Annotated in this window: 12 protein-coding genes and 1 pseudogene; 7 read left to right on the top strand and 6 right to left on the bottom strand. The window is 64.2% G+C overall.

What is annotated here, in order from left to right; translation table 11 throughout:
• The first annotated feature begins 55 nt into the window (after positions 1–55).
• Positions 56–1,325, top strand: a pseudogene (locus ACG873_RS29805) (MATE family efflux transporter).
• Here ACG873_RS29805 and ACG873_RS29810 read toward each other — a convergent pair.
• Positions 1,322–2,410, bottom strand: a complete 1,089-nt coding sequence (locus ACG873_RS29810) for a quinone-dependent dihydroorotate dehydrogenase (protein WP_394889436.1) — start codon at positions 2,408–2,410, stop codon at positions 1,322–1,324. The pseudogene ACG873_RS29805 and the gene ACG873_RS29810 overlap by 4 nt on opposite strands.
• Positions 2,407–2,754 (bottom strand): DUF952 domain-containing protein, encoded by a 348-nt coding sequence (locus tag ACG873_RS29815; protein WP_394889437.1) that lies wholly within the window; start codon positions 2,752–2,754, stop codon positions 2,407–2,409. Before ACG873_RS29815 ends, ACG873_RS29810 begins: the two co-directional genes overlap by 4 nt.
• A gap of 109 nt (positions 2,755–2,863) precedes the next feature.
• On the opposite strand from ACG873_RS29815, the gene ACG873_RS29820 reads away from it, so the two are divergent.
• A complete protein-coding gene (locus ACG873_RS29820) occupies positions 2,864–3,307 on the top strand; it encodes a hypothetical protein (RefSeq protein ID WP_394889439.1) in 444 nt (147 codons plus the stop codon).
• A gap of 2 nt (positions 3,308–3,309) precedes the next feature.
• Here ACG873_RS29820 and ACG873_RS29825 read toward each other — a convergent pair whose 3' ends face one another.
• Entirely contained in the window at positions 3,310–3,741 is a 432-nt protein-coding gene (locus ACG873_RS29825; RefSeq protein WP_394889440.1) for a hypothetical protein, read from the bottom strand.
• Between the two features lie 203 nt (positions 3,742–3,944).
• On the opposite strand from ACG873_RS29825, the gene ACG873_RS29830 reads away from it, so the two are divergent.
• Complete coding sequence (locus tag ACG873_RS29830) at positions 3,945–4,601, top strand: response regulator (protein ID WP_394889441.1); 657 nt, start codon at positions 3,945–3,947, stop codon at positions 4,599–4,601.
• A 70-nt stretch (positions 4,602–4,671) separates the two neighbouring features.
• A complete protein-coding gene (locus tag ACG873_RS29835) occupies positions 4,672–5,304 on the top strand; it encodes a LysE family translocator (protein WP_394889442.1) in 633 nt (210 codons plus the stop codon).
• Positions 5,305–5,332: 28 nt separating this feature from the next.
• Here ACG873_RS29835 and ACG873_RS29840 read toward each other — a convergent pair whose 3' ends face one another.
• Positions 5,333–6,340 carry a threo-3-hydroxy-L-aspartate ammonia-lyase gene (locus ACG873_RS29840; protein ID WP_394889443.1) on the bottom strand — a complete coding sequence of 336 codons (1,008 nt, stop codon included), beginning with the start codon at positions 6,338–6,340 and terminating at the stop codon, positions 5,333–5,335.
• A gap of 30 nt (positions 6,341–6,370) precedes the next feature.
• Positions 6,371–9,865, bottom strand: coding sequence for a PAS-domain containing protein (locus ACG873_RS29845; RefSeq protein WP_394889444.1), 3,495 nt, complete (start codon positions 9,863–9,865; stop codon positions 6,371–6,373).
• Between the two features lie 321 nt (positions 9,866–10,186).
• Between ACG873_RS29845 and mscL the strand changes: the two genes are divergently transcribed.
• Both mscL and ACG873_RS29855 read left to right on the top strand, forming a co-directional pair.
• Entirely contained in the window at positions 10,187–10,606 is a 420-nt protein-coding gene (gene mscL / locus ACG873_RS29850) for a large conductance mechanosensitive channel protein MscL (RefSeq protein ID WP_394889445.1), read from the top strand.
• A 115-nt stretch (positions 10,607–10,721) separates the two neighbouring features.
• Positions 10,722–11,888 (top strand): pyridoxal phosphate-dependent aminotransferase, encoded by a 1,167-nt coding sequence (locus ACG873_RS29855; protein ID WP_394889446.1) that lies wholly within the window; start codon positions 10,722–10,724, stop codon positions 11,886–11,888.
• On the opposite strand, the gene hemA is transcribed toward ACG873_RS29855, so the two are convergent.
• On the bottom strand, positions 11,889–13,166 hold the full coding sequence (hemA, locus tag ACG873_RS29860) for a 5-aminolevulinate synthase (protein ID WP_394889448.1): 1,278 nt from the start codon (positions 13,164–13,166) through the stop codon (positions 11,889–11,891).
• A gap of 278 nt (positions 13,167–13,444) precedes the next feature.
• Here hemA and galE point away from each other — a divergent pair, with 278 nt between their 5' ends.
• Positions 13,445–14,440, top strand: coding sequence for a UDP-glucose 4-epimerase GalE (gene galE / locus ACG873_RS29865; RefSeq protein WP_394889449.1), 996 nt, complete (start codon positions 13,445–13,447; stop codon positions 14,438–14,440).
• Positions 14,441–14,485 lie beyond the last annotated feature (45 nt).

The raw sequence follows: 14,485 nt of genomic DNA on the forward strand, positions 1-14,485 counted from the left end.
GTGACAAAGAGCAGTGCTGCAGCAGCAACAGAATGCGGTTTCGCCGAGACCGTTCATGGTGACCAATCGGTCGGTCCTTGCCATCGCCATACCGATGACGCTCGCCTATCTGACGACGCCGATGCTCGGGCTGGTCGATACGGCGGTGGTCGGGCAGTTCGGCGACGCAGCACTCCTGGGCGGCCTGGCGGCGGGCGCGCTGATCTTCGACGTGGTCTTCACCACCTTCAATTTCCTGCGCTCGGGAACGACGGGCTTGGTGGCGCAGGCCTTTGGGCGCGGCGACGTGGTCGAGGAGCAGGCCGTGTTCTGGCGTGCTTTCGCGGTTGCGCTCGTCTCCGGCCTCGCAATCGCCGTGCTCGCGCCGCTGTTTGCGAATGCCGGCGTCTGGTTCATGGGCGCGGCGCCCGGCGTGAATGCGGCCATGGACGAGTATATCCGCATAAGGATGCTCGGCGCGCCGTTCTCGCTCATAAATTATGCGATCCTCGGCTAGCCTGGTACTGCAATTCGTCCTCAACGGCATCAACATAGCGCTGTCGATCATGCTCGGCCTCTGGCTTGGCTGGGGCGTGGCGGGCGTCGCCTGGGGCACAGTCATCGGCGAGCTCGCGGCCATGCTGCTCGGCCTCGCCATTGTCATCGCCCGCTTCTCGAAATCGCCGAGCCTGCCGCGCGAGCGTCTTCTGCACGCCGAACCGTTCTGGGCCATGGTTTCGCTCAACCGCGACATCATGATCCGGTCCTTCTCGCTGCTGGCGGCGTTTGCCCTGTTCACCCGTCAAGGGGCACAATTCGGCACGCTTACCCTTGCCGCGAACGCGGTGCTCATGAACTTCTTCATGGTTTCGGGTTTCTTCCTCGACGGCTTCGCAACAGCCGCCGAGCAACTGGCCGGACGCGCCGTCGGCGCGCGCAACATATCTGCCTTCCGGCGGACCGTGTGGCTGACGTCGATGTGGGGCTTCGGCCTGGCCGCCGTCGCCAGCGCAGCGTTCCTGCTCGGCGGGCGCGACCTGATCGCGTTGATCACGACGGCCGAGGATGTCCGCGATTTGGCCAAGACCTATCTTCCATGGGCGGCGCTCACCGCCGTAAGCGGCGTGCTCGCCTTCCAGATGGACGGGGTCTTCATCGGCGCGACCTGGTCGACCGACATGCGCAATATGATGCTGCTTTCGCTCGGCGTGTTCGTGGCCGCCATGTTTGTTCTGACCGGGTTGTTAGGCAATCACGGCCTGTGGGCGGCGCTGCACATATTCCTGATCGTGCGAGGTTTTAGCCTGCTTGCGATCCTTCGGCTGCGGCTTCGGACCTGCTTCTAAAGCGGCTTTGCGGCCCACTGGTCGAGGCGGCTGTCGCGCAGGCTACTGATGCTTGAAAGGCCCTCGCGTTCGGCGAAACGCGCCATGCCGCCGATGATGCGGCCGGGGAGCGCTGGGCCGGCATAGATCATGCCGGTATAAAGCTGGACCAGATCGGCGCCGGCGCGGATCTTTTCGAGCGCCGTCTCGGTGGAATAGACGCCGCCGACGCCGATCAGCGCCAGTTCAGGGCCGACGAGCCGGCGCATCTTTGCGAGCACAGTCGTCGCGCGCGCGAACAGCGGCTTTCCCGACAGGCCGCCGGCCTCGCCCGAAAAGGCGCTCGATTGCAGATTGGGACGCGTGATCGTCGTGTTCGAGACGATGACGCCATCGATCGCCTTGTCGGCGACTTCCGCCGCGATGTCTTCGAGTTCGGCCTCGGCGAGATCGGGCGCGATCTTCAAAAACAGCGGCGTCTTGCGCCCAGCGCCGTCTGGCAGTGCGGCCCGCGCCGCGACGACGCGCGACAGGAGTTCGGCGAGTTGGGCGCGCGCCTGCATATTGCGTAGGCCCGGCGTGTTGGGCGAGGAGATGTTGACGGTCAGATAGGAGGCGTGGCGGGCGAAGCGCTTAACGCCGAGTTCGTAGTCGGCGATGCGGTCGGCGCTGTCTTTGTTGGCGCCGATATTGACGCCGACGATGCCCGGCCCGCCCGCCCGGGTGGCGAGCCGCTCCTCGCAGCGCGCATGGCCCTCATTGTTGAAGCCGAGCCGGTTGATGACGGCCTCGTCCTTCGTCAGCCGGAAGATGCGCGGCTTAGGATTGCCCGGCTGCGGCAGCGGCGTGACGCTGCCGATTTCGGCGAAGCCGAAGCCGAGGTTGAGGAGCGCGTCCGGCACCTCGCCGTTCTTGTCGTAGCCGGCGGCCATGCCGAGCGGGTTGGGGAAATCCAGCCCGCAGACGCGAACTCTCAAGCGCTCGTCAAGAGGCGCTTTCGCAGCGACTGGCAATCCGCATTTCAGCGCCCGGATCGACAGGCCATGTGCGGTTTCGGGATCGAGCGCGAAGAGCAGCCGTTGGCCGAGCCGGTCGATGGCGTTCATGAAGGCTCCAGCGGCGGAAATTCGTGGCCGTTCGCGCCGAGCGGCAGCGGCTTGACCCAGGTCACCGCCGACAGGTCGAGGGCGCCGTAGAGATGCGGAAACAGCGCGCCGCCGCGCGAGGGCTCGTATTTCAGCGCCGGCCCGAGCTTTTCGGCGTCGATCGCCACCAGGAGCAGGCCGGTCTGGCCGGCGAAATGCCGGGCCGCGGTTTCCTCGACCTGGCCAGCGGTGGACAAATGGATGTAGCCGTCGGCGATGTCGATCGGCGCGCCGGAAAATGTTCCCGAAATTTCGGCCTCGCGCCACAGCGCCTCCGGGCATATCTTGTAAACGGTCTGTCGCATGCGCGCCCTATAGGCCAGAAGCCGGGCCGGGAAAAGGGACGAGACGCCTTCTCCCTATTTACGGCGCAAACCAAAGGCATCCTGCCCCGGATCGCGAATGGAGGAAGTCATGCGTGTCGTTGCCATCATTGCCGCGGCGCTCTTCGTGTCGCTCGCCGGCGCGCAGGTCTTTGCCCAGGACGATCCGGACCGCTATACGCTGGAAAAGACTGAAAAAGGCTATGTCCGGATGGATCGGCGGACCGGCGAGATGTCGCTGTGCGAGGAACGCGCGGGCCAGCTTGTCTGCAAGCTGGCGGCCGACGAGCGCGCTGCATTCCAGGCCGATACCGAGAGGCTGGAGGCGGCGGTCGAGGCGCTTGAGGAGCGGGTCGCCAAGCTGGAGAGCGGGCTGACGGCCAAGCTCGACCAGGCTTTGCCGACCGAAGAGGAATTCGAGAAGACGATGGGCTACATGGAGCGGTTCCTGCGCCGCTTCATGGGCATCGCCAAGGATTTCGAGAAGGAGCCGGAAGGCACGGAAACCCCGCCCGCCGACCCGCAGAAAACGTAGCCCTATTCCGGAACAACTTGTTCCGTCGCCTGCGCCGTGTGTGGGCGAGGCTCAGGCTGGTAGGCCTCGAAGCCGAACATCACGAAAACCAACGAGATGGCGAAGAACAGGCAGGCGACGGCGAGCGAAGCTTGTCCGAACCGCGCGTAGACATCGCGCATGATGGCCGCGAACATGAAGCGCGAATGCTCGTTGGCGGGCCGCGCCTTCTGGTCGAGATACATCCAGACTTCGGTCGACTTCGGATTCTGGCTGGCTGCGGCGTAGGCCTTCCAGATGAGAATAGCGGCCATCAGAAGTGTCAGCACCGCGCCGGCGCGGAAAGCCGATACGGGATTGAACGAGAAGCCGACCATCACGCAGGTAATCGCCAGCGAACCGAACATGACGGCGCGCCCGATGCAGAAAACGGCGACTTCCCTTATTTTCTCCATAGGGGGATCCGGCGTGAGATGGATTCAACTGTCAGAGGCAAGTCGGTTCCAGGCAAGTAAATTTCCGGCGATCTGCCGCAGATGGCGCTGTCTGCGGTGCGATAAGGCCGCTTTTCCCGATTGCAGCTTGAAAAGCCCGGCTATCATCGCATAATCGACGACCAGCCGCTGCAGCATAAAAGCGGAGGGATGGGGAGGGATCATTGCCGTCAGGCTACAAGTTCGTCATTGCGGACGACCATCCCCTGTTTCGCGGGGCGCTGAAGCAGGCGCTGTCCGGCATCGCCGATGTCGCGACGATCCTCGAAGCCGGGGATTTCGAGGCGACGAAAGCGCTCGTCTCGGCCAACGAGGATGTCGACCTCGTGCTGCTAGATTTGTCGATGCCCGGCGCTAGCGGCCTTTCCGGGCTGATTTCCCTACGCGGCATCCATTCGGCGGTGCCCATGGTGGTAGTATCCGCCCATGATGACGCCGAGACGATCCGGCGCGCACTGGAACTCGGTGCGTCCGGTTTCATCTCCAAGTCTGCGAGCATGGAAGACATCAGGGCGGCCGTGATGACCGTGCTGTCCGGCGGGATCACGGCGCCGGTTGGCATCGACCTCGGCGTCGAACGCGACCCGGAGATTTCCGACCTGATCAAGCGGCTGCAATCGCTGACGCCGCAGCAGGCGAGGGTGCTCGGCATGCTGGCCGAAGGGCTTCTGAACAAGCAGATCGCTTATGAGCTCAGCGTCTCGGAAGCGACCATCAAGGCGCACGTCTCGGCGGTGCTGCAGAAGCTAGGCGTCGACAGCCGCACCCAGGCCGTGATCCTCTTGTCCAAGATCGGGACGGACCCGCTGCCGGCGGCGTAGAGCTGCAGCTTGACAAGGGCGGCTATTTCCAAGTCCAACGTCTTGGCAAGCCACGCCCGAAAGCAAGAGAATGCCGTCAACCGAGTTGCTTATCGCCTTCCTCGCTACCACGGCGATCTTTGCCTTCATCCCAGGACCGGCCATGCTTTACGTGGCGGCCCAGACATTGGCGCGCGGCCGCTGGTCGGGTCTGATGTCGTCGTTTGGAATTCATCTCGGCGGCTACGTGCATGTGTTTGCCGCCGCCGCCGGACTGTCGGTCCTGTTTCACGCGGTGCCTGTGTTCTATATGGCGGTCAAGTTCGCCGGCGCGGCCTATCTGGTTTGGCTGGGCGTATCGCTTTTTCGCGCCGGGGCTGAAGGCGGCTTGGCCATGCCGGGGGTCGAGCCGAAATCAGGCAAGCGGGCGTTTTTCGAGAGTGTCACCGTCGAGGTCATCAATCCCAAAACGGCGATATTCTTCATGGCGTTTTTACCGCAATTCATCGACGCGTCTGCTGCGTTTCCAGTCTGGGTCCAGTTCGTACTGCTCGGGACGATCGTCAACCTGATGTTTTCCGTGGCGGACGTGGCCGGCGTGCTGCTGGCGGACGCGGTGATCGCAAGGCTGCGGGGTTCGAGCCAAGCCCAAAGCCTCATGCGGCGCGCGGGTGGGGCGACGCTGGTCGGGCTTGGTGTCCATCTCGCTTTCCAGAAAAGCTGACCATTCCCATCATTCCGCCGCGTGCGGATCATCGGCTGCCCAGAAACGATGCCAGCATTTTCAGGTCGACATTGCCGCCGCTGAGCACAATGCCGACGCGCTTGCCGGCGCAGGCGATTGCGCCATGCATGACAGCCGCGGCGGCGAGGCAGCCCGTCGGCTCCACGACAAGCTTCATGCGCTCGGCGAAGAACCGGACTGTCTCGACCAGTTGCGCGTCCGAGACGGTGACGATGTCATCGACCTTGTCTTTCAGGATGGGGAAGTTGTGGGCGCCGAGACGGGTGGTGAGAGCACCGTCGGCGATGGACTTCGGCACGGGGATGCGAACCACCTCGCCCTTGCGCAACGATTGCTGGCCGTCATTGCCGGCTTCCGGCTCCACGCCAACGATGACGCAGGCGGGCGCGGTAGCCCGGGCAGCGAGCGCACAGCCGGCAAGCAGGCCGCCGCCGCCAAGCGGGACGACAAGCATGTCGATCGGCCCGACCTCCTCGATCAGTTCAAGCGCGGCGGTGCCTTGTCCCGCAATGACATCCGGGTGGTCGTAAGGCGGGATCAGAGCCGCTCCCCGATCCGCTGCGACGCGCCGGCTGATCTGCTCGCGATCCTCGGTATAGCGATCATAGAAGACGATCACGGCTCCGTAGCCTTTGGTCGCGGCAATCTTCATCTCCGGCGCGTCCTTCGGCATGACAATGGTCGCCGAAACATCCTGGAGCCTGGCGGCATAAGCTACCGCCTGGGCATGGTTGCCGGAGGAATAGGCGACGACGCCGTTTTGCCGGATACTCGCCTCTAGCGCACCTATTGCATTGTAAGCGCCGCGAAACTTGAAAGCGCCGCCCCGCTGCAGGTTCTCCGCCTTGAAGAACAGGCTTGCCCCGACCATTGCATCGGCGGTTCGCGACGTCAGGACCGGCGTCTTGTGCGCGGCGCCAGAAATCCGCGCCCGCGCCGCCAGGACATCGTCAAAGGTGGGAATGCGCAAGGGAGGCGATGAGGGATTGAGCACTGGGTGTTCTCCGGATTTCATTCTGAAGGAATTACCGAGACGGGAGCGCCTCTATTCCGCCGCCTGCGCCATGCGGCGCACGCGGGTCATCATCGAGCGCAGCGCCGCTGGCTTGACCGGTTTGTTGACGACCGGGACGTCGATCAGGTCGGCGGCGGCGCGCACCTCGTTGGAGCGGTCGGCGGTGAGCAGCATCGCCGGCGTGCCGCTGCCGTAGAGGGTCCTCAGCTTGCGGATCGCGTCGAGGCCGGTTTCGCCATCGAGATGGTAGTCGGCAAGGATCAGGTCGGGAGGATCGCCGGCCGGCCGGCCGCGATCGAAAGGTTTGGAGCCCGGATGAATGCTGACGTTGCACCCCCAACCTTCCAGCAGTAGCCGCATGCCTTCCAGGATGCGGGCGTCGTTGTCGATGCAGATCACGTTGAGCCCGCTCAGCGCCCCTACGGCCGGTAGGGGTGGGCTGGCCTCGGTCGCGAGGCCGGGCTCCTGCGCCTTGGCTACCGGGAGAATGACCGAGAAGCGCGTGCCCTTCCCGCGGCCTGAATCGATCTGGATTTCGAGGCGCAACACGCGGGCGATGCGGTCGACGATAGACAGGCCGAGGCCGAGCCCCTGCGCCTCACGTATACCCTCGTCGAGCCGGGTAAACTCGCGAAAGACCGTGTTGAGCTTGTCGGCGGGTATGCCGATGCCGGTGTCGAACACCTGAAGCTCGGCGAGTTCGCCGCGCCGCCTGACGCCGACCAGAACACGCCCACTGCGCGTGTATTTGATGGCATTGGAGACCAGGTTCTGGATCAGCCGGCGGAGCAGGTTGCGGTCCGTCTCGACGGTGAGCGAAGAAGGGACGATGACCAGTTCGAGGTTCTTTTCGACCGCCATCGGCTGGAAATCGGTGCCGATCTGGCGCAGCAGCCCGTCCAGCCGGAACGCCGTAGACGCCGGCTTCATGGCGCCGGCGTCGAGCCGCGAGATATCGAGCACCGCTCCGAGGATGGTCTCCACCGATTCCAGCGACGATTCGATGTTGGCCGCTGCCTCGCCGGGTGCGCCCCGTCCGGCCTTCTCGATCAGCGAGGCGCAGTAGAGGCGCGCGGCATTCAGCGGCTGCAGGATGTCGTGCCCTGCCGCCGCCAGAAACCGCGTCTTGCCGAGATTGGCCTCCTCGGCGAGCATCTGCGCCTGCGCCAGTTCCTCGTTCACCCGCGTCAGTTCGGCGGTGCGGTTCCTGACGCGCTGTTCCAGCGATTCATTGGCGCTCTTCAGCGCGAGGTCGGATTTCACGCGCGCCGATATGTCTGCATATGTCGCGACGATGCCGCCATCCGGCATCGGGTTGGAGCGGAGTTCGATGATCCTGCCGCTGGTCTTGAGCTCGATCTGCCAAGGACTGCCGAAAGTGGTGAGGCGGTTTAGCGTGGCGATGCGGGAATCGGGTGGGATATCGCCGCGCGCCGCCAAGAGGCGCAGGATCTGGTCGATCGAGACGCCGACCTGGCCCATCTCGTCGGGAAGGTCGAACAGCGCGCGATACTGTCGGTTCCAGCAGGTTAGCCGGAAATCCTGGTCGAAAACGGTGATGCCCTGTTCCATCTGGTCGAGTGCGATCTGCAGCAGGTCGCGATTGTGCTGCAGGGCCTCGGTCGCGTCGTCGAGCAGGCGGAAGGCGTCCTTGGAGGCGCTATCGTGCCGTTGGAAGAGCAGCGACAGGATCAGCCGCGCCGATGAGGAGCCGACGGCGCTGGCCAGCAACTGCTCGGAAAAGCGGATCACCGCCATGCTGGCCTGCTCGTTGCCGTTGAGCTTCAGGCCGCCGGTGCTCTCGAAGGTCTGGAATGAGCGCTCGGTGCGCTCGACGCCGAGATAGCGGGCGATCGTGTCCTTCAGATCGTTTACGGTGATGGCCGTGCGGAAACGCCTGAGGCTCGGCCTCGGGCTCGCGTCGCGCGGGACGAAGATCGACGCCTGGATACGCTCGAGCGGCACGGAGGCGCGGGAGAGCGAGCCGAGCACGAAGAACAGGAGATTGACCGACAGGCTCCACATGACGCCGTGATTGAGCGGTTCGGCGACGGTGCCGAACAGCGCCTGCGGACGCAGCGCCTCGATGCCGAAGGGGCCATGGAGCAGTATCTCGGCGTCGGGCGCGCCGAGCGACGGCAGGAGCAACGTGTAGGTCCAGACCAGTATGCCTGCCGCCATGCCAAGCGCCGCGCCACGGCCATTCGCGCCGCGCCAGATCAGACCGCCAAAGAAGGAAGGCGCGAACTGCGCGATGGCGGCGAACGACATCAGGCCGATCGACGCCAGCCGCGCATTGTTGGTGCTTTCGCGGTAGTAGAGGAACGCCACGAAAAGGATGATGAAGATCGAGGCCCGCCTGATGTTGAGGATCAGGCTCGACCAGTCCTCCGTCTCGCTGTTTTCCGATTTGAGCAGCCGGCGAACGAACAGCGGAATGATCAGGTCGTTGGAGATCATGATCGAAAGCGCCACGCTGGCAACAATCACCATGGCGGTAGCCGCCGACAGGCCGCCGACGAAGGCCGCCATGGCCAGAAGGTCTTGGCCGCTCAGCAGAGGCAGCGACAGTACGTAGAGGTCGCTGCTTGTCTGCGGCCCGACCATCAGCACGCCTGCAAACGCGATGGGCAGCACGAACAGGTTGATCGCCACGAGATAAAGCGGAAAAACCCAGCTTGCCGTCCGGAGCTCTATTTCGCTGCGGTTCTCGACGATCGTCACATAGAACTGGCGCGGCAGCATGATGATGGCGAAACCGCTGATGCCGGTCAGCACCAGCCAGGTGCCCAGCGAAGTGCGATAACCCATCGCGCCGCGGATATCGGCGTTCTGCCCCAGCTTGGCGATCATGTCGCCCGGTCCGTCGAACAGCATGAAGGTGACCATCAGCCCGATCGCCAGGAAGGCGGCGAGTTTCACCACCGACTCGACGGCGACGGCGAGGATCAGCCCGTCCTGGTGCTCGGTCGCGTCGGCGTGCCTGGTGCCGAACAGAACGGCGAACAGCGCAAGCAGCATGGCGACGGCCAGCGAGATGTCGCTGACGAAGGGGTCGAAAGAAGGCGGGGCGCCGGTGTAGTGCTCGACCATCAGGCTGACCGAGCCGGAAATCGCCTTGAGCTGCAAGGCGATGTAGGGGACAGCGCCGATGGTCGCGATCAGCGTGGCGATGGAGGCGACGGCGAAGCTCTTGCCATAGCGCGCGCCGAGGAAGTCGGCGATCGAAGTGATCTTTTCAGCCTTGGCGAGCTTGATGATGCGCCTGAGCAGCGGAAAGCCGAAGACGAACACCACCACGGGGCCGATATAGATGGCCAGGAATTCGAGGCCGCGTTCGGAGGCCAGCCCGACCGATCCGAAAAAGGTCCAAGAGGTGCAGTAGATGGCGAGGCTGAGTGCGTAGATGTAAGGCCGGGGCCTGCCCGAGCCTTTAGCCGCGGCCCGCCGGTCGCCCAGGCTGGCGATCACGAAAAGCAGCGTCACATAGGCGACCGCGATGATGACGATGACCCAGCCCTGCACGCCCGGATGTTCCTCCAGTCAAGCGCCCTTGCGCCCCAAGCACTCAAGGCAATCACAGCTTGGGAAGCAAGTCCATTGCGCGATCGGCTTAGAGCATGTCGAGGTTCAGGTGATACCGGCCTGCAAATAAAGTGACTGCGCGCCCTCTTCGGTTCCGGCTCGGCCTGGCTTGAGCCTCGACAAACCCTATGTCCATCGTCGGACAAACGGAGGAATTTGAGCGAATTACCCCGTTTTGCAACCGAGGGTTTTTGCTATTGTGCGGTTGCTTCGGCGGGGAGCGGCGGATCCGGTCGTGGCCGGCGGACAGGAGAGGGAACGATGATCAAGGAATTTCAGGAATTCATTTCCAAGGGCAATGTGATGGACCTCGCGGTCGGCGTCATCATCGGCGGCGCCTTCGGCCTGATCGTCTCGTCGCTGGTCGCCGACATCATCATGCCGATCGTGGGGGCCATCTTCGGTGGCTTCGACTTTTCCAATTATTTCCTGCCGTTGTCGTCCAACGTCACGGCAAGCTCGCTGGATGAGGCCCGCAAGCAGGGCGCGGTATTCGCCTATGGCAATTTCCTGACGGTGCTCATCAATTTCCTCATTCTCGCATGGATCATTTTCCTGATGGTAAAAGGCGTGAACAGCATGCGCCGCAGGCTGGCCAAGGAAAAGCCGGCAGAGCCGGAAGCGCCGCCCGCCGACGTCGCGCTGCTGACCGAAATCCGCGACCTGCTGGCGAAAAAATAAATCGGAAGCCGGCGAGTGCCCGAACCGGCCGCGCCGCGGCCGGGCTTCCATTTGCGCCGCGTGTCACGGCGCGGTAGCAACGGCGCTTAATTCGCCAGCCACCGATGGATTCGCCATGACACTGATCAAGGATCTGCGCAGCGAGGCGCGCATGGCGCCCGAAAGCGGCATCGTCGCCGTCGCCAATTACGGCCGCGGACGGGAGGGGCTGATCCCGCTGTGGGCGGGAGAGGGCGACCTGCCGACGCCGGAGTTCATCTCGCAGGCGGCAGCGCGCGGGCTGGTGGCGGGCGAGACCTTCTACACCTGGCAGCGTGGCATTCCGGAACTGCGCCAGGCGCTGGCGCGCTATCACGCCCGCCATTTCGGCAGGACATTCGCGCCGGAGGAGTTTCTGGTGACCGGCGGCGGCATGCAGGCGATCCAACTCGCGCTGCAGGCCACGGCGGGCGCGGGCGACGAAGTCATCTACCTGTCGCCGGCTTGGCCGAACTTTCCCGGCGCGGCGGGTGTCGCGGGCGTGAGGCCGGTTGCCGTCAGGCTGGACCAGACCGGCAACGGCTGGGCATGCGATGTCGCCAAGGTCGAGGCGGCGGTGACCGCTCGGACAAAGGCCATCTTCGTCAATTCGCCCTCGAACCCGACCGGATGGACCGCCGATCTGGACACGTTGCGGGCAATCCTCGACCTGGCGCGGCGCAAGAACCTCTGGATCATCGCCGACGAGATCTATGCTCTGTTCCACTACGGCGGCGTCAGGGCGCCGTCCTTCATGGACATCATGGAGGATGAAGACCGCATCCTGTTCGTCAACACCTTCTCCAAGAACTGGGCGATGACCGGCTGGCGCATCGGCTGGCTGCGCGTGCATCCGGCGCTGCAGCAGACATTCGAGAACCTGATCCAGTATTCGACCTCGGGCGTGGCGCAGTTCATGCAGCGCGGCGCGATTGCGGCGTTGGACGAGGGCGACGATTTCCTGGCGGCGCAGATCGAGCGCGCCAGCCAGGCGCGGGACATCGCCTGCGGCATTCTCGGCGCCACCGGACGTGCCAGGTTCAGCGTGCCGCAGGGCGCGTTCTATCTGTTCTTTTCGGTAGACGGTATTGCGGATTCGCGCGCCGCGGCCTTCGAGATCGTCGACCGCGCCAATGTCGGGCTGGCTCCCGGCACTGCCTTCGGAGAGGGCGGCGAAGCTTTTTTCAGGCTGTGTTTCCACCGCCGGCTCGACCAGGTCGAAGAGGCGGCGAACAGGCTGGCGGGGTGGATTAGAAAGCGCTGATCACCCGCCCGATTTCGGCACCAGCAGCGGAATGATGCGCTCGCTCTTGGCGATCGCGGGACGTCCGGTCGCGCCGTAGGAAATGCCGAGCGCGTCCCAGGTTTCGACCAGCGCGTCCCGCAGCGTCTCGATCAGGGCATCTGAATGGAACGGCGTCGGCGTGATGCGCAGGCGCTCGGTGCCGCGCGGCACCGTCGGGTAGTTGATCGGCTGGATGTATATGCCGTGGACGCCGAGCAGACGGTCGGTCGCCATCTTGCAGAGTTCCGGGTCGCCGACCAGCACCGGGACGATGTGAGTGGCGGACGGCATCACCGGCAGGCCCGCCGCGGCCAGAATGTCCTTAGTCCGCTCCGCCTGCCGCTTCTGCCCGTCGCGCTCGACCTGCGACTGCTTGAGGTGGCGGATCGAAACGGTTGCCGCTGCGGCAATTGCCGGCGGCAGCGCGGTGGTGAAGATGAAGCCCGGCGCATAGGAGCGCACCGCGTCCACGACCGCGCTGGAACCGGCGATGTAACCACCCAGTGTTCCGAACGCCTTGGCCAGCGTTCCCTCGATGATGTCGACGCGATCGGCGAGCCCTTCGCGCTCGGTGATGCCGCCGCCGCGAGGACCGTACATGCCGACGGCATGGACCTCGTCGATGTAGGTCATGGCGTTGTACTTCTCGGCCAACTCCACGATCTCGTCGATCGGGGCGATGTCGCCATCCATGGAATAGACGGATTCGAAGACGATCAGCTTGGCGCGCTCGCGGCCCGCCGCCTGAAGCAGGCTTTCGAGATGCGCCACGTCGTTGTGGCGGAAGATCTTCTTCTCGGCGCCCGACCGGCGCACGCCCTCGATCATCGAGGCGTGATTCAATTCGTCGGAAAGCACCAGGCAGTTCGGCAGCAGGCGGGCGATCGTGGAAATGGACGCTTCGTTGGACACGAAGCCCGAGGTGAAGACCAGCGCCGCATCCTTGCCGTGCAGGTCAGCGAGTTCCAGCTCCAGTTCGACCAGTGGGTGGTTGGTGCCGGAAATATTGCGCGTGCCGCCGGCGCCCGAGCCCATCTTGCGGGCGGTTTCCTGGAAGGCGGCGATCACGTCCGGGTGCTGTCCCATGCCGAGGTAGTCGTTGGAGCACCAGACTGTGATCTCCTGTTCCTGCCCGTTGGCGCGCCAGATGGCGCTCGGGAAGGAACCGGCGATCCGCTCCAGGTCCGCAAAGACGCGATAGCGACGTTCGGCATGAACCTGATCGATCGCTTCCTCGAAAAAACGCTGATAGTTCATTCTGGCTTCCCAAATTTGGAGGCGATCATAATCATTGCCGGATTTTGCGTCCATGACCGCCACAAGGTCAAAATGCCACGTCCTCCTCGCCCACAAACGAACATAAGCTTTTGGCTATTGCATTAACCTGAATCAATGGCCTTTTGGTCGAAGGTTAGTCGCGAGACACGGTTCCTGGCGCAGGCATGCCGACCTGAAAAGGCGCCTGCGGCTTGATGCGTGTTGCCAATGTTTGGGTCGCGTTTCACACAGTTCGTCAGGATCAGCGGAGATTTGCAATGAGCGTTCTGGTAACCGGCGGCGCCGGCTATATCGGCAGCCACATGGTGTGGGAGTTGCTCGACGCCGGCGAAGAGGTGGTCGTGCTCGACCGGCTGTCGACGGGGTTCGAATGGGCGGTCGCCCCGGAGGCGAGGCTGGTCGTCGGCGACGTGGCCGACGGCGATCTGGTCGGCTCGCTGATCCGGGAGCACGCGGTCGACGCCATCATCCATTTTGCGGGCTCGATCGTGGTTCCGGAATCGGTGGCCGACCCGCTCGGCTACTACGAGAACAACACCTGCAAGACCCGGGCGCTGATCGAGACCGCGGTGCGCGGCAACGTGCCCAACTTCATCTTCTCCTCGACCGCCGCCGTCTATGGCGCGGCGGGGCTGGAGCCGGTCCGCGAGGATGCACGGCTTGCGCCGGAATCACCCTATGGCTTGTCCAAGCTGATGAGCGAGTGGATGCTGCGCGACGCCGCGGCCTCGCATGGCTTTCGCTATACGGCGCTGCGCTACTTCAACGTCGCGGGCGCTGACCCGAAAGGCCGTACGGGCCAGTCGACGCCCGGCGCCACCCATCTGATCAAGGTCGCCAGCGAAACTGCGCTTGGCAAGCGGGCCTCCATGCAGGTTTTTGGCACCGATTATCCCACGCCCGACGGCACCTGTATGCGCGATTATATCCATGTCAGCGATCTGGTCGCGGCGCATCGCCTGGCCTTGCAGCGGCTGCGCGCCGGCGGCGGCAGCCTCGTCGCCAATTGCGGCTACAGCCATGGCTATTCGGTGCTCGAGGTGATCGAAAGCGTGCGCCGTGTCTTCGGCGGCGACTTCGACGTCCAGATCGGCGGCAGGCGTCCTGGCGACGCGGCGTCGGTCATCGCCAATTCCGAACTCGCCCGCAGCGAACTCGGCTGGGCGCCGGCCCATGACGATCTCGACGCCATCGTCGGCGATGCGCTATCCTGGGAAAGGAAACTCACCGGAAAGAACTCGGTGCGCAGCTGATCGGGTAGCGGCCTCCGGCGGCGTTCCGACGAGCGGGTTTCCGGG

The organism is Allomesorhizobium aridi (assembly GCF_043769475.1).
Lineage (GTDB): Bacteria > Pseudomonadota > Alphaproteobacteria > Rhizobiales > Rhizobiaceae > Allomesorhizobium.